This window comes from Phaeobacter sp. HF9A, from assembly GCF_011806385.1.
GTDB lineage: Bacteria > Pseudomonadota > Alphaproteobacteria > Rhodobacterales > Rhodobacteraceae > Epibacterium.
This window is the reverse complement of the sequence record NZ_JAATOX010000010.1, coordinates 22,530-38,193: the sequence shown is the minus strand read 5'-3', so window position 1 is coordinate 38,193 and position 15,664 is coordinate 22,530. Positions and strand designations below refer to the sequence as shown.

Here is a 15,664-nt window from a genome sequence, read left to right as displayed (position 1 = left end):
CGCTTCATTCATCGAATGAAATGCTAGAGGAGGCCCGACCTCCAGTAGATGACATAATCGTTCTGTCGGAAATTGATCTCGGTGTCCTTCCACAAACCTGCACCTCGGGGCTATTGTCTCGCAAAGAACCACCCTGCCTTTTTAGGGTGTCCTTTTGATTCTTGATAATACGGGTCTCACCGGCGCTTCATTCGCGCCGAGGGCTTTGGTCCTAGGCGCCCACGAAGCCTGCCAACATGGTATCGGCGGACTGCCAGGCCCTATTGAACCCCTCCAAGGAGGGGACGGCATTGGTGTTTGCCTGCTCTATCTCCAGCATGCACGCACGTAGCTCTGCCAGCCCCAGGACGGCGGCGGATCCGGCGAGGCGATGGGCTTCTTGTCGATGATCCTCTGTCAGCTCTGCGCTTTGCCCCAATGCGTCGCTCAGGATCTTCACGTCGCTTCGAAACACCGACAGGAAATGCTGCGCTTTCTCGGGGCCCACCGCCTGGACGAACTGTGCAAGGTCGGACTCACCCTCGCGGGGGGCGTGATCCACAACCGCGCCCTGCCCTCGGCTGCGGCGCACCACCAGATCGCCCAGGGCCGCGCGGTTGATCGGCTTGGTCAAGACCTCGGCAAAGCCCGCGTCAAGAATGCGGGCATGATCTTCGGCGGCGGCATGGGCTGTCAGCGCGACAACCTCGATATCATCGGCCAATCGCTCAGCCCGTATGCGGCGCAGCACCTCCATGCCGTCGACTTCGGGCATGCTGATATCGGTGAGGATCAGGTCAAAATCATGGGCTTCGACCAACGACAAGCCCTCTGCGCCGCCGCTGGCAGTGACCACGCAATGACCAAGGTCGCTCAGCATCTTTTCCAACAGCAACCGGTTGATGTCATTGTCCTCGATGACCAGGAGATTGCGCGCCTGTGCCCGGGTTTCCTGAACCACGACAGCCTGGTGATCGCGCAGCGACGCGGGGGGCAAGGGCACCGAGAAACTGAAGATACTGCCCTCGCCAAGCTCGCTTTCGCAGGCGATTTCGCCCCCCATCCGATGCACCAGCCGCTGCGAGATCGCCAGACCCAGGCCGGTGCCCTCGCTGCCGCGTTTATAGCTTGGGTCGAGCATGATGAAATCGTCGAAAATACGCTCCAGATCTTCGGCGCCGATCCCCTTGCCCGTATCCGCCACGCTGAATTCAACCAGATCGCCCTCGCCCCGGATCACATCCACCGAGATCGCGCCGTCACGGGTGAATTTGATCGCATTGCCCACCAGGTTCAGCAGCACCTGCTGCACACTGCGCGCCTGCCCCAACACCCCGTCGTTATCGCCAAGACTGCAATAGATGCTGAGTTCATTGTTGTTTTTCAGCGCGTTGGCCTTTTGACTGTCCACCAGGCCGGTGACAAGCTCATTGAGATCAAAGGGCCGGGCCTCTTCGGGTTCGGCGCCGGCTTCCAGCCGTGACAGCTCCAGCACATCATTGACATGATGCAACAGCAATTCGCCCGAAACGCGCATGGCCTGTAGGTATTTCCGTTGCTCCGGCGAAGGCTGCATGTCTTCCAGCAGATCCAGCGAACCGAGGATGCCCGTCAACGGGGTGCGCATCTCGTGGCTCATCACCGTCAGCAGCTTGTCCTTGGCCCGTTCTCCGGCGAGCGCCTCGTCGCGGGCGCGGCGCAGATCCTCCTCGGCGCGAAGGCGGTTGGAGATGTCGCGCACATAGCTGACCAAGACCTGGTGGCCGCTGGATTTACTGACCTTCAAGGAGACTTCGACCGGCAGGATTTCTCCGGTCTTGCGGGTGGCGGTCAGCTGAATACGGTCATCGCCGCCCATTGCCTCTTCAAGCCGGCTCTGGGCCGACATGATATCCGGATCCAACGAGATCAGCGCATTGATCGGCATGCCCTTGGCCTCTTCGGCGGAATAGGCAAAGATACGTTCCGCCGCGCCGTTGAACGCGGTGATCCGGCCGCGCTTATCCGCCATCAGGATGGCATCCAGCGAAGAGGTGACCATCGCCTCGGTTCGGGCCGCCTCGGTTGCCTGCAAGGCCGCCAGCCGCTGACCACGGCGATAGAGCAGCAAGATCAGCAAAGCCGTCGTTGCAAGCGCCAGCAACAGCGTGCCGACGACGAAGCTCAGCCTCAGGAACAGGCGGTGCAACAGCACCCGTTCGGCGCCTGCCGTCTCCGCCTGGATCACCACCCCCATCAGGGCGAGGTCCCGCACCTCCGCGCCATCGCTTTCAACCATCTTTCGCAGATCATCGAGCCGCGCCAGCAGCACATCGTCGCTGGCGTCAATCAAAGCCGCCTGCTGATGCAACCCCTCGCGCAGCCGTTCAAGCGTGCGGCCGCCGTCTTCGGTTTCGCGGATCCCGGCATAAAGCGCGCTCTCCTGAAAGGTCACGATCCGGCTGTAGTAAATGTCAAACTGCCTGCGCAACAACGGCAGATCGCCGGGCCCCGCAGTCAGGATCGCCGCCTGCTGATACTTCAGATAATCGACTTCGGCCTGGGACAGGGTCCATTGCAGGTTGTCCGTCGCCGCGGTTGACAACGCCTCGATCCGGTTCTGCACATTGTTGCCAAGCCGAAACGCCTGGACCGCCAGCAGTGTCAAGACCACGGCGGCACCTGATATCAGCCAGCGATGCAGGTTCGGTAGCGTGAGGCGTCTCAAAGACCGGATAGCTCCTGAATATCAGCCCAACGGAGGGAGGGTTACTTTACGGTTATTCTGTTCAACTGCCAGATGCTGCGGGAATAGACTTCCTCGGTGCGGAACTCGGCCCCGCTGTCGTAAGGGTAGACAATCCAGAGCGGCCCCTTGTCGCGCAGCGACATCGTGGCGCCATTGCGCATATAGGCAATCATCGGTCCGCCGGGGCGCACATCCGACATGGGGATCTCCACCGCGTAGTCATTGACCGCCGCCGCCTCAAGCGCGCCATCCTGCGCCCCGATATGAGACATCAGCGTATCCAGCGGCACGCCGACAAAGGTTTGCACGCCATCGCTCCAGATCGTCGTGGTCTTGATTTCGCGGTCACCAAGCGCGCGCAGATCCTCAAGCGTATATTCAAACGAGGCGTCCCCGCTGCGCACCGTCAGCAGCACGTCACCGCCGGAAGCAACGACAGGAAGGGAGAAGAGGCAGGTGAAAAGCAGCGCAGCGGCGGCAAACAGGCGTTTCATACAATTAGCTCCTAAGTCAATCCGGCCCCCAATCAGGCCACCGAGATATTGACACAACGAAGACGCGTCAGCATGAGCGCCTGTGTATAGTTTCCTAGACTTTCGTATAATATCGGTAAACTGCGTCGCCCTCGGGTAAGCTGTTTCCACCACCCTGCCCCGACACAAGTAGATTAAAGTAAGATCAGCCGGCCTTTGTTGCGGCGTTTGAGAGTACGGGAGTGCACCATGAGTTATGCCTACGCCACCTTCGATCCGAATTTTAACGCCGAAGTTGATAGATTAGAAACGTTTGGCCCTGTAGGATCGACATCGAACAGTGAAAACAGGTTAAACGGCAACATGCGTATTCTTCTGGCAGATGACCACGACATGGTACGGGATACAATCTCGGCCTATCTGACATCAGAGGGCGGTGCGGAAATCACCACGACAACGGACCTGCCGCGCGCACTCAAGGAAATCGAAGGCAGCGGTCCTTATGACCTGGTGCTCTTGGACTACAACATGCCCGGGATGAACGGTCTGGATGGGTTGCAACGCGCCCTGAAGGCAAATGGCGGCGGCGGGGTTGCGATCCTTTCCGGCAGCGCGCCGACCCGCACCGCGCAAGAGGCGCTTGATGCCGGGGCGATCGGATTCATCCCCAAGACGATGGGAGCGCAATCGCTGCTGAACGCGGTCCGTTTCATGAGCGCCGGTGAAATCTATGTTCCGGTGGAACTGATGCGCCAGGAGGCCGCCGCGTCCGCCCATCCGCTGATCGCACAGCTCAGCCCGCGTGAAGTCGAAGTGCTCAGCGGTCTGTGCCGCGGCCAATCCAACAAGGAAATCGCCCGCGATCTGAATCTTCAGGAAGTGACCATCAAGCTGCATGTGCGCACCCTGTGTCGCAAGCTCGACGCCAAGAACCGCACCCAGGCTGCAATGACCGCAAAAGAAGCCGGGCTGTTCTGACCCCGAAAAAGACCGCTGACTTTCGCAAAAACCCTTCGATCCTGTCGAAGGGTTTTTTGTCGCCCCCATGATCCAGATCCCAATGCGCCCCCCCAACGCCCCGGCTGCCCAAGGCGCGAAGACCTGTAAGCGCCGCAAGGCGCTGGCTGTACCAGAGGCGGATGCAGGATGAAGAGCAACGCGACCAGCCCCGGCCCTTTCCAGAGCCGCAACTGGCCAGGGGCAAAGCCTTCCTCTTGTCACGCCGCGCGCAAAACCTGCGAACTCCATCGGCGTCTTGCGCCCGGTCGATATCCGCGGCTCGCAAACGGCCCTCATCCGCAGGCCGCAGCCCTCAACACAAAAGGACGCCCCGCGTGGGCGCGCGGGACGTCAAGAGCCGGTGTTGCGGTGAGGCAAGAGGGGGGGGGGTTACGCAACGCCGGCGGGGGAAGAATTCCGATCTGTACCCGTGGCCGACCCGCCCTTATTGAGGGCAGAGACGTTCAACTGGACCAGCTGCAAGACGCCGGAGCCCGGGTTTTCAATGCGCCGATCCCGTCCTGCCGGGATTCGGGCGCTCTGGCTTTCCCAGAGCATGCGGACCTGCTGGCCTAGGGTAAGCAGGGCCGCACCTTGTACGACGACCCAATGCTCCGGGGTGCCTGCGCCAGCGCTGAGGGTGACGCTCGCGCCCGGATTGACAATCAGCCGCTGCAAGGAAAACCCCGGCCCCATGGCCAGCGTTTCACGGCTGCCCCAGGCATGAGACGAACGCCGGGAGGAAATCCCGTCCTCCTCTGTTGCGGCGGCGACACTGGCATAGATCGCCATCATATCCGCGGCGTGTTGATGAGGGACGTGATGGGCCTGATCGGCGGTCAAATCGGCATCCCAGGCGGCGACCTCGGGATTGGACGGTGCCTGTTCCTCTGCCGCGTCCCGCGCCCAGTCGTTCAGCAGGCTCCAGGAGGGATCCACCTGAACTGCAACCAGATTATCCACCTGTTGCGCCACGGCACGTTCAAAACTCACATCCCGCACCCGGCGATAGGCGTGATTGTCCAGCAACATCGCATCGCCCAGGGCAGCGGCCTGCTGGCTGGCATGTTGCACCGGCAGGAACAACCGGCTTGCGTGATGTTTGAAGGCCGCCAGCAGCACATCAGCGCGGGCGACGTAGACACCCAGCCCCCAGAGCTGATGATTGCTCTGGAACAGCGACCTTAGGGAGGCGTGGCGGCGGCTTGGCTGCACCCGGGTCACCGCCACCGGGGCATTGTCGCGCGGCAGGCAGGCCACGTCAAAGGCGCCGTGGCCGGTATAGCCGCGTGTGCTGCGCTCTCCCAGCGCGACAATCTCGCCGCGCTGCGCCGCCGGAATGGCATGGCACAGGGCGGTATCAAGCAAGCCCAGATCCTCGAACTGCGCCGACGCGGGGGCGACAACCACCAGCGCCTGCGGGCTTGCCTCAAGCGCAAAAAGCGCGCTCAGGAAGGCTGCGGCGGGCTTGTGCCGCTCAGGCTCCAGGATCAGTTTGGCGCCGGGAGATGCCTCCAGCTGCTGGCTGGCAAGGGGGCCATGCTCCAAGGGGGTTACAACCACCGGCGGGGCAAAAACATCGCCGGAAAACGTATGCAGCAAAGCCTCGAAACGGCTGGGCACGCCCGGCGCATTTTCAAAGTGCAAAGGGCAAAGACCAGCTGCATGTTCTCTGGGCTGATCAGCGCTTCCGGCGAGAATGATGGGGTGCAGCATGGGAACCTCGATTGCTTGGCATTCCGTTGTGTACAAACTTATACAAACCGGCGCACAACATCCCCTATCCATCCGTCTTCGCGCCCATTGCGAAAGGATAGAGACACGTCTTTGGGATAGGTCGTCCCCCTCGCCGGGTCACAAATTTACAGGAATTAGAGGTAACATTATTTCGTCTTTGAAACGCTAACGTTTGTTAACCATGATTCCGACAACCACTTGGAATCATTAACCAAGTTTTGCGAGAATCACCCACCTCGAAGATCCAAGTGATCCGCTCCGTCTGCTTCGCGACATTCCAGGGCTGACGCGCAGCCTGCTTTGGGCTAAATCTGGCGAGATGAGCACACCCGTTTCCAGCATCCGCAATCTTGGTCCCGCGTTTGAAGCCTCCTGCGCGCGGGCGGGCATTCAATCCGCCGAGGAGCTGCGCGCGCTCGGGGCGGATGCGGCCTATGCGCAATTGCTGCGATCCGGCTCAAAGCCACATTTCATCGGCTACTACGTGTTGGTGATGGGTTTGCAGGGCCGCCCCTGGAACGATTGCAAGGGCGAGGAGAAGAAAGCCCTGCGCAAGCGCTTTGACGCGATCAAGGCGCAATCCTTTGACAAGGAGCGCTCCGCCTTTGAAGCCATTCTGGACGAAATCGGTGTGATCCCGGCCAAATCCGCCGCCAAATCCTAGGGTGCGACCGCGCCGCGCCATGCATATGCGAACAAAAAAAGCCGCCGCATGACACATGCGACGGCTTTGATCTGCTAAGATCTGAGTGGTGGGCTTAGCCGACCAGTTCCAGACCCGAGAAGAAATAGGCGATTTCCACGGCTGCGGTTTCCGGCGCGTCGGAACCGTGCACGGAGTTTTCACCAACGGATTCCGCGAACTCGGCGCGGATGGTGCCGGGAGCGGCGTCCGCCGGGTTGGTGGCGCCCATGATTTCGCGGTTTTTCGCGATGGCACCTTCGCCTTCCAGAACCTGGCAGACGATGGGAGCGGAGGACATGAATTCGCACAGTTCGTCATAGAAGGGACGCTCGGCGTGCACTTCGTAGAATTTGCCTGCTTGCGCTTTGGTCAGGTGGATGCGCTTTTGCGCAACGATGCGCAGGCCGGCTTCTTCGAATTTGGCGTTGATTGCGCCGGTCAGGTTGCGGCGGGTTGCGTCGGGTTTGATGATCGAAAAGGTGCGTTCCAAGGCCATGGGTATGCTCCGTCTGATTGACCGGGCACAATGCCCGGCTTCCTTTGTCGCGGGCGGTAGCATGGCCTCGAAGATTTTTAAAGCCCCAAAGAAACGCCGGGCTGCCCGCCAACGCGGCGGATCGGGGTGCCGGTGCCGGGCTCACTCTGCGGCCCCGACCTCCAGTGGCGAGGCCTGATCCGCCCAGCGCGTATAGAGCACCGCCGCCAGCGCCAGGATCGCCGCCCCCAGCATGATCGTAAAGACCGCGAAAGGCGCATTTTGTGCAGTGACGCTGAGGCCGGTCAGCGTGGTCAGCACCGCCCCGACCGCAACGCCCAGCGCCCCCGAAAGCCCCGCCGCGCTGCCAGCTAGCTCGGGGCGCAGCGACATCAGTCCGGCGCTGGCATTGGCCATGGTCAGCCCATTGCCAAACCCCACCGCGACGGCACAGCCGAAAAAGGTCACAGCACTGCCTAGGTCGGCATAAAACAGCAACAGCCCCAGGCTCGGCCCCAGCACGGCGCAGCTGCGCCCCCAGAGGATCAGCGTCAAGAGCGGCACCCGCAGGCTCAACCGGGCAGAGACAAGATTGCCCACCATAAAGCCGCCGGTGATGATACCGATGCCAAGGCCCACCCAGGCGCTGTTCATGTTGAACCAGGCCTGCGCCACCATCGGCGCACCGGTGATGAAGGCAAAGAAGCCACCGATAGAGAACGCCATGCAGACACTATAGCCCCAGAAGCGGCGCGAGCTGAACAAGAGCGGATAGCGCCGCATCTGGGTCATGACACTGGCGCTGCGGCTATGATTGGTTTCGCCAAAATCCACCCAAACCAGCGCCAGCACCCCGCCGCCCAGCGCCAGATAGAGCCAAAAAGCCGCGCGCCAGCCAAACAGCATGTCGAGCCAGCCGCCAAACATCGGCCCCAGCATCGGCGCGAGCGCCATGGCCATGGTCACATAGCCCAGCCGACTGGCCGCCTCGCGGGTGTCATAGAGGTCGCGCACAGCCGCCCGGGGAACGACCGACCCGACCACAGCGGCACTCTGGAGCAGACGAAACCCGAGAAAGACCCAGATATTGCTGGCAAGCGCCGTCCCGAAGGAGGCCAGGGTAAACAGCACAAGTGCCCAGAGCATCACCGGACGCCGCCCAAAGCGATCCGACAGCGGGCCGACCAGCACCTGCATAACCGCCGAGATCGCCAGAAATGCGCCGACAGACAGATTCGCCAGCGCGTAATCGACCTGAAACTCCGCTGCGATATGGGGCAAGGAGGGCAGGAACATATTCAGCGCCAGCACCGACAGCCCGGTCGCAAGCGTCAAGGTGACCAGGGTCGGTGGCGTGCGGGCGGCTGGGACTTTCACTCTGGGTATCCGATCATCGCAATGGGCAACGGAGCAAAGCTGTCAGGACAGGTGGGTGATTTCAACCAAAAGACTGCCAGCATTGTTGCCATAGGTCCGCCAGGCATCATTGGCAAAGAGATAGAGATAGCCGCTGCCTTTGTTCACCGTGAACTGCATATCAGAGCCAAGGCATTGCACCTCGTGCTGTTCCAGCCCCGCGCCGGTTTCGCTGGCCCCCTGCCCGTTGGCAATAACCCCGATCAGGGCAAACCACGGCGCGTCATCGACGCGTCTGGTCAAGGGAAGATCGGCATTGCGAAACCGCTCGACGGAGCGCCACAGCCGACGCATCGCTTCCGGTATCGCGGCCAGCCCATAGGCCAGCTTGCCAAGATGGACCCCCTCACGCGCGCCATCCGCCGTTGCGACAATTGCGGCATCCTTCCATTCCCCTGGGGCGCGCACCGCATAGGTGCCTTTGTTTTCGAGAAAAATCCCGGTCGCATTCCATTTGATCCGCGCATGGGCGTAGGTCTTGCAGCTCTCGCCCGGCTGCAAGGTCCGCGTTGGCCAATACTGCGCCTCTCCCGGCGGCGGCGAGCGATGACGTGTGAGCACGGAGTCGTCAAAAGTGGTGCGGCTGAGCCAATCAGCGATCACCCCCTCGCGATCTATCACCTCTGGCACCGCGCGCGGGCGGCTGGGGCGTTTCTGGAAGCCGCCAAGCAGGGAATCATGACGCGGCGCAAAGGCGTTGGGCTGCAACTGCCCCGGCACCATATCCCGCAGCGCCAGCCCGTTGGCCTGGGCCTCCTCCAACATCCATTGCAGGGTCAGATCGCCCAGGCCGGTCTCGGCGTAGCTGCCACCGACGTTTCCATGCACACCGGGAAACCAGCGTTGCTCCACGTCCTGGTCGGGCGCCCATTCCGTCCAGAGCGTCGGCGCGAAATCCACCCGCCGCTCGTCCATCGCCAATGCCTGCCGGGCGCAGACGACATTGCCCCCCAATGCGGTATCCTTGAAACCCAGCTTGAGCGGATCCCCCAGCACCCAGCGCAGGAAGGCCAGATCGTCGGGAATGCCCAGCGCGCCGACGGTGTCCCAGACCCCGATAAAACGAAAACCGATCTGCGCCGGATCGTGGAATTTGACCACCCCAACGGGACGCGGCTGCAAGAGCCTGGCCCGCAGCCCTGTCTCGGGCGCGTCGGCCTTGTTGAACTGATAGCGGGTCATCAGCTTCTTCACCACCTGCCAGGGATCTTCATAAGGCGACAGATGATCGGGCCGCAGATCCGCCAGCCCCACGTTCGAGATCATGCCCGCAAGGCTGCGCGCCGTGTAAGCGCCCCGGCTGAACCCAAAGAGGAAGATCTCGTCCCCCGGCGCATAGGTTTCGGCAACGAACTTATAGGCGCTCATGATGTCGTCTTCGAGATTGCGCCCAATAGCGCCCCCCAGCGCGCGGCGAATGATGCCGCCAGAGGTGCCGACCCCGGCGCGATAATAGGGGATCTGCTGCACGCCTGCGCTGTCTTGCGCTGCCACCAGCGAATGCAGCTTCACCACATTGGTGGGCGTGGGCAAACCATCTCGGTTCTGATCCGGCGTGTTCCAGGTCCCGTCACAACAGACAACCAATCTGCGCATATCACTATTCCTCAACTAAAATAAAAACCGAAAAATCATGCCGCACGCCCGGCGCGCCGCCCTTCAATACAAGGCAGAGCCTAGCACAGATCGCGACACAGCCAAGCCTGCGCCCCGGAATAGCACGGATAGTGATTGACCCCTCCCGCCGCTTTCGACATGAGAGAGCCATGCTCAAGATTGACACCATCACCTATTCCGTCGAAGGCCGCCCATTGCTGGAAGAGGCCTCCGCTAACATTCCCACCGGCCACAAGGTCGGCGTCGTGGGCCGCAATGGCACCGGCAAATCCACCCTGTTCCGCCTGATCCGGGGCGAGCTGGCGCTGGAGACCGGCTCCATCTCGCTGCCGTCCAAGGCGCGTATTGGCGGTGTCGCTCAGGAGGTGCCCTCCTCCGAGACCTCGCTGGTCGATACGGTGCTGGCCGCCGATACCGAGCGCGCCGAGCTGATGGCGGAATCCGAAACAGCCACCGATGGCACCCGCATCGCCGAGATCCAGACCCGGCTTGCGGATATCGACGCCTGGTCGGCCGAGGCCCGCGCTGCCTCGATCCTCAAGGGGTTGGGCTTTGACGATGCCGACCAGCTGCGCCCCTGTTCCGATTTCTCCGGCGGCTGGCGGATGCGGGTGGCCCTTGCCGCCGTGCTCTTTGCCCAGCCGGATCTCCTGCTGCTTGACGAGCCGACCAACTATCTTGATCTGGAAGGCGCGCTCTGGCTGGAAAACTATATCGCGCGCTACCCGCATACGGTGCTGATCGTCAGCCACGACCGTGGGCTGCTCAATCGTGCGGTGGGGGCGATCCTGCATCTGGAGGACCGCAAGCTCACGCTCTATCAGGGACCCTACGATACCTTTGCCGAAACCCGCGCCGCCCGCATCGCCGTGGCCCAGTCCGAGGCCCGCAAGCAGGACAACCGGCGCGCGCATCTGCAAAGCTTCGTGGATCGCTTCCGCGCCAAGGCCTCAAAGGCGAAACAGGCGCAATCGCGCCTGAAGATGATCGAGAAGCTGAAACCGATCTCCACCCCGCAAGAGGCCGCCATGCGCGCCTTCACCTTCCCCGAGCCCGAGGAAATGTCACCGCCGATCATCCAGATCGAGGGCGGCATCACCGGTTACGGCGAGGTCGAGGTGCTAAAACGGCTGAACCTGCGTATTGACCAGGACGACCGTATCGCGCTCTTGGGCAAGAACGGTCAGGGCAAATCGACCCTCTCCAAGCTGCTGTCGGACCGGCTGCCGCTGATGGCGGGCAAGATGGTACGCTCCTCCAAGCTGCGGATCGGCTATTTTGCCCAGCATCAGGTGGACGAGCTCTATGTGGATGAAACGCCGCTGGATCATTTGCGCCGCCTGCGCCCGCATGAGGCCCCGGGCAAATGGCGCACCAGGCTTGCGGGTTTTGGGCTTGGCGCGGCGCAGGCCGAAACCAAGGTCGGACGCCTTTCGGGTGGGCAAAAGGCACGGCTGAGCCTGCTTCTGGCCACGCTCGACGCGCCGCATATGCTGATCCTCGACGAGCCGACCAACCACCTGGACATCGAGAGCCGCGAAGCCTTGGTCGAGGCGCTGACCGCCTATTCCGGCGCTGTCATTCTGGTCAGCCACGATATGCACCTGCTGAGCCTGGTCGCCGACCGCCTGTGGCTGGTCTCTGACGGCACGGTAAATCCCTATGATGGCGATCTGGAGAGCTACCGCAGCCTGCTGCTGGCGCGTGACAAACCCGCCACCAAGGCCACGCCCAAAGCAAAAGCGGAGCCGCAAGACGCGCCCAAGCCCAAACGGGCCATGCGCGACCGTCTGGCGACCCTGCGTGCCGATGTGCGCAAATCCGAGGCCCGTGTCGAAAAACTCACCGAGATGCGCGAAAAGCTCGATGAAAAACTCGCCGATCCCGCTCTCTATGAGAAGGAAAAGCAGTCCGACCGCGCCGTCTGGCAGAAGAAACACGCCGAGTGTATCGAAGCCCTGGCCCGGGCAGAGGCGCTCTGGATGGAGGCGCTGGAGCAGCTGGAAATCGCGGAGGCCTCATGATCGAGCAAAGCTTCCTGATTACGTCTTTTGTGACGCTCTTTGTCATCATCGACCCGATCGGGCTGACGCCGGTCTTCGTGGCGCTCACGCAAGGCATGTCCGCTCGACAGCGCCGGGCCATAGCCCTGCGGGCCTCGCTCACCGGGATTTGCATCCTTGCGGTCTTTGCCCTGTTTGGCGAAAGCGTGCTGGGCTTTATCGGTATCTCCATGCCGGCCTTCCGCGTCGCGGGTGGCGTGCTGTTGTTCCTCACCGCGCTGGACATGCTGTTTGAACGTCGCACTGCGCGGCGCCAGCACCAGGGCGATGAGATCACGCCCGCAGATGACCCTTCGGTCTTTCCCCTGGCGATCCCGCTGATTGCCGGCCCCGGCGCAATTGCCACCGTGATCCTGCTCTCCGGTCAGCACCCGGGCGTTGAGGGCTTTCTCTCGGTCATGGCGATCCTGGTGGCTGTGATCGCGGTTTTGCTGGTGCTCTGCCTTATGTCCAGCCTGGTCGAGCGTATTCTGGGCCCCGTCGGCATCAATGTCGCCACCCGGCTCTTGGGGATGCTGCTTGCGGCGCTCTCGGTGCAATTCGTGCTGGATGGGCTGCGCGCATTTGGCTTTGCGGGCTAGACATCCTGTCCGGCAAGACCTAGCTCCGGTTCAGGAGGACAGTGCCAATGACATCCGATGATATCGGCCATATGATCTATCTGGTGCTCATGCTTGCCGTGATCGGCTCCTGGGTGTTTGTGCAAAACCGGCAATCCCTGGGCAAGACCGCGCAGCAGCTGGCGATCTGGGTGTTGATCTTCCTTGGCGTGATTGCCGCCTATGGTCTCTGGGAAGACATTCGCGGCACCATGGTGCGGCAGCAGGCAGTGATGTCAGATACCGGCCAGATCGCGGTCCCACGGGCGCGCGACGGGCATTATTACCTCACCCTGACCATCAACGACACGCCGGTGACCTTCCTGGTGGATACCGGAGCCAGCGAAATGGTTCTGAACGCGCGGGACGCAAGGCGGGTGGGGATTGATCCGCAGGATCTCGCCTATCTTGATCGCGCCACCACCGCAAATGGCGAAGTCCAAACCGCGCGCGTCAACCTGGACAGTGTGGTTCTGGGCCCAATTCACGATCAAGACGTCACCGCCTGGGTGAACAAGGGCGCTCTGGAACAATCGCTCCTCGGAATGGGCTATCTTCAGCGCTACTCCGGCTTTGAGATCCGCAACAACGAGTTGATCCTAACCCGTTGAAACGCGCCTGACGGCACGTGCCTCCGGCGGGGATATTTTGAGTTAGAAGAATGCGAAACCTGCCGCCCCGAACACAGCGCTGGCGGCAGGCCTTCTCCTAACACGGCCATCGGCTTCCCAGCCTGTACCGCAAGAAGAACAAAAGCAGATCAAGGTTAATATTGTCTTGTGCCGCCATATTCTTCTAACCCGAAATATCCCGGGGTGAATTGGCCATCGGCCAGGAGGGGCAGCGCCCCTCACTTCATGCCGCGCTTTCGGCTTTCTTTTCCCAGCGGCCCGACTCTTCGGACCAATATTGCGCCGCGCAACCGGCGGCGGTCAGCGTTTTCCACTGTCCTCGCGCCTGTTGTACGGCCTCCGGGTCGGTGCCATCAAACAGGATACAGACCCGCTCAAGCGCCTGGACCTCTTCGGGGGCGACCTCCGCCCCGTCGATGCTCATCACGCAGACCGGTGTATTGGCTGCGGTCGCGGAGGTGGTCAGCAAGATCGGCTGCAAGGCATCATGGGGGCCACCTGCGCATCCGTGCGGCAGGAAACTCGCATCTCCGCCCAGCCACAGCGCCTCATCGAGCCAGGCCAGGCGGTCGGGGTCGCGGCCCCGGACCGCGACCCGCCAGCCCGCGCCGCGCGCCTTTTCCAGCAGCACCGGCAGGGTTGCCTGCAAGGGCTTTTGGGTCAGGTGATAGAAATAGGCGGCTCCCATAGCGCGATCACTCTGCTTCAAACATGTCCTGCACCAGACGGTTCAGCGCCATCACGCCCCAGCCCGTGGCGCCCTTGGGCGCATAGGCCGTATTGCTCTTGACCGACGCCACCCCGGCGATATCGAGGTGGATCCAGGGCGTTCCCTCCTGAATGAAGCGTTGCAGGAACTGCGCTGCGGTGACAGAGCCCGCCGGCCGGCCCCCGACGTTTTTCATATCCGCCACATTCGATTTCAGCTGCTCGTCATAGGCGGCGCCGAGCGGCATGCGCCAGGCGCCCTCATCCTCGGCCTCGGCGGCCTTCAGGAAGGCGCCGCAAAGATTGTCGTCATTGGAGAAAACGCCCGCGTTTTCATGCCCAAGGCCAATGATGATCGCACCTGTCAGCGTGGCAAGATCAATCACCCCGGCGGGTTTGAACCGCTCCTGCGCGTACCAGAGCACGTCACAGAGCACCAGACGCCCCTCGGCATCGGTGTTGATGATCTCCACCGTGTCTCCCTTCATGGATTTCACCACATCGCCCGGGCGGATCGCGGTGCCGGAGGGCATGTTCTCGACCAGGCCGACAAGGCCGACCACATTGGCCTTGGCCTTGCGCAGCGCCAGCGCGCGCATGGTGCCCGCAACCGTGCCGGCCCCACCCATATCCATGGTCATGTCTTCCATGCCTGCCGCCGGTTTGATCGAAATACCGCCGCTGTCGAACACCACGCCTTTGCCCACCAGCGCCAGCGGCGCGGCCTCAGCGGCACCGCCATTCCATTTCATCACAACCACCTTGGAGGGGCTGGCAGAGCCCTGCCCGACGGCCAGAAGGGTGCGCATGCCGAGTTCTGCCAGCGCGTCTTCTTCCAACACCTCGACCTCAAGCCCCAAAGCGCGCATCTCCGCCAGACGGTCGGCGAATTCGGTTGTGGTCAGCACATTGGCGGGCTCATTGACCAGATCGCGGGTCATATGCACGCCTTCGGCGACCGCCTGAAGCGGCGCATAGGCCTCGGCCAGTTCCTCGGGTTTGTTGTGGCAGATGACCACCTCGGCCGGGGCCTCGCTGTCCTGGGATTTATGCGCGTCGAACCGATAGTCGCGCAGCGCCAGCCCCAGCGCCAGATCTGCGGCCCGCGACATATTCCCGGCCTTCACGGTCAGCGGCGCGGAGCCGCGCGCTTCGGCCAGTTTTGCGCCCGCCTTGCGCGCCTCGATGGCCGAGACACGACGCGGCATCACCAGCACATGCAGCGCCTCGGCGGCGAGCCCCGCAGGCCAGGCCAGGGTGATCACCTGCCCGGTCTTGGCCTTGGCGAAATCATCAGAGGCGATGAGCCGCGCCACCGCGCCCTTGGTCAGGCGATTTGCCGAGCGCGCGGCTTGATCCATGGTGCCTTCGGGAGTGACCAGAATGGCCAGATGGCCATTGACGTCGGCGAGGGCCTTGGGATCGAAGCTGGAAAAACGGACCGGGCAAAGCGCGCTCATAGAGATCTCCTGTAGTTGATGCGGGGGGCGACGACCCCATTTGCCTAACAGGTAGCCGCTGGCAGCGATGAATACCAGAGCAGGCCCGCCGCT

13 protein-coding genes are annotated in these 15,664 nt (G+C 62.2%); 5 read left to right on the top strand and 8 right to left on the bottom strand.

All coding sequences use genetic code 11. The features are described from left to right. Nucleotides 1-211: 211 nt before the first annotated feature. Nucleotides 212-2,632 carry an ATP-binding protein gene (locus tag HCZ87_RS03260; protein ID WP_368484077.1) on the bottom strand — a complete coding sequence of 807 codons (2,421 nt, stop codon included), beginning with the start codon at nt 2,630-2,632 and terminating at the stop codon, nt 212-214. 95 nt (nt 2,633-2,727) lie between these two features. Next, entirely contained in the window at nt 2,728-3,201 is a 474-nt protein-coding gene (locus tag HCZ87_RS03255) for an oxidoreductase (protein ID WP_167642340.1), read from the bottom strand. Between the two features lie 342 nt (nt 3,202-3,543). Here HCZ87_RS03255 and HCZ87_RS03250 point away from each other — a divergent pair, with 342 nt between their 5' ends. Next, the gene (locus tag HCZ87_RS03250; RefSeq protein WP_167642339.1) at nt 3,544-4,158 is read left to right on the top strand and encodes a response regulator transcription factor; all 615 of its coding nucleotides are present in this window, start codon (nt 3,544-3,546) and stop codon (nt 4,156-4,158) included. A 411-nt stretch (nt 4,159-4,569) separates the two neighbouring features. Here the strand turns inward: HCZ87_RS03250 and HCZ87_RS03245 are convergent, their stop codons facing one another. Further along, nucleotides 4,570-5,802: a mannose-6-phosphate isomerase gene (locus HCZ87_RS03245; RefSeq protein ID WP_368484076.1), complete on the bottom strand. Its 1,233-nt coding sequence runs from the start codon at nt 5,800-5,802 to the stop codon at nt 4,570-4,572. Nucleotides 5,803-6,235: 433 nt separating this feature from the next. Here HCZ87_RS03245 and HCZ87_RS03240 point away from each other — a divergent pair, with 433 nt between their 5' ends. Beyond that, nucleotides 6,236-6,580: a TfoX/Sxy family DNA transformation protein gene (locus HCZ87_RS03240; protein ID WP_167642337.1), complete on the top strand. Its 345-nt coding sequence runs from the start codon at nt 6,236-6,238 to the stop codon at nt 6,578-6,580. Nucleotides 6,581-6,674: 94 nt separating this feature from the next. Here the strand turns inward: HCZ87_RS03240 and ndk are convergent, their stop codons facing one another. From ndk to HCZ87_RS03225, 3 genes are all read right to left on the bottom strand, one after another. After that, entirely contained in the window at nt 6,675-7,097 is a 423-nt protein-coding gene (ndk, locus tag HCZ87_RS03235) for a nucleoside-diphosphate kinase (RefSeq protein ID WP_167642336.1), read from the bottom strand. Between the two features lie 141 nt (nt 7,098-7,238). Next, entirely contained in the window at nt 7,239-8,453 is a 1,215-nt protein-coding gene (locus HCZ87_RS03230; protein WP_368484075.1) for a multidrug effflux MFS transporter, read from the bottom strand. A gap of 42 nt (nt 8,454-8,495) precedes the next feature. Beyond that, nucleotides 8,496-10,088 (bottom strand): DUF2235 domain-containing protein, encoded by a 1,593-nt coding sequence (locus HCZ87_RS03225; RefSeq protein ID WP_167642335.1) that lies wholly within the window; start codon nt 10,086-10,088, stop codon nt 8,496-8,498. Nucleotides 10,089-10,258: 170 nt separating this feature from the next. Here HCZ87_RS03225 and HCZ87_RS03220 point away from each other — a divergent pair, with 170 nt between their 5' ends. The 3 genes from HCZ87_RS03220 to HCZ87_RS03210 are packed head-to-tail and all read left to right on the top strand — an operon-like array spanning nt 10,259 to nt 13,382. Then, a complete protein-coding gene (locus HCZ87_RS03220; protein ID WP_167642334.1) occupies nt 10,259-12,133 on the top strand; it encodes an ABC-F family ATP-binding cassette domain-containing protein in 1,875 nt (624 codons plus the stop codon). Further along, nucleotides 12,130-12,753, top strand: a complete 624-nt coding sequence (locus HCZ87_RS03215) for a MarC family protein (protein WP_167642333.1) — start codon at nt 12,130-12,132, stop codon at nt 12,751-12,753. Before HCZ87_RS03220 ends, HCZ87_RS03215 begins: the two co-directional genes overlap by 4 nt. Nucleotides 12,754-12,800: 47 nt before the next feature. After that, on the top strand, nt 12,801-13,382 hold the full coding sequence (locus HCZ87_RS03210; RefSeq protein ID WP_167642332.1) for a TIGR02281 family clan AA aspartic protease: 582 nt from the start codon (nt 12,801-12,803) through the stop codon (nt 13,380-13,382). 244 nt (nt 13,383-13,626) lie between these two features. Here the strand turns inward: HCZ87_RS03210 and HCZ87_RS03205 are convergent, their stop codons facing one another. Continuing rightward, nucleotides 13,627-14,091 (bottom strand): DNA polymerase III subunit chi, encoded by a 465-nt coding sequence (locus HCZ87_RS03205; protein WP_167642331.1) that lies wholly within the window; start codon nt 14,089-14,091, stop codon nt 13,627-13,629. A 7-nt stretch (nt 14,092-14,098) separates the two neighbouring features. After that, entirely contained in the window at nt 14,099-15,571 is a 1,473-nt protein-coding gene (locus HCZ87_RS03200) for a leucyl aminopeptidase (protein WP_167642330.1), read from the bottom strand. Nucleotides 15,572-15,664 lie beyond the last annotated feature (93 nt).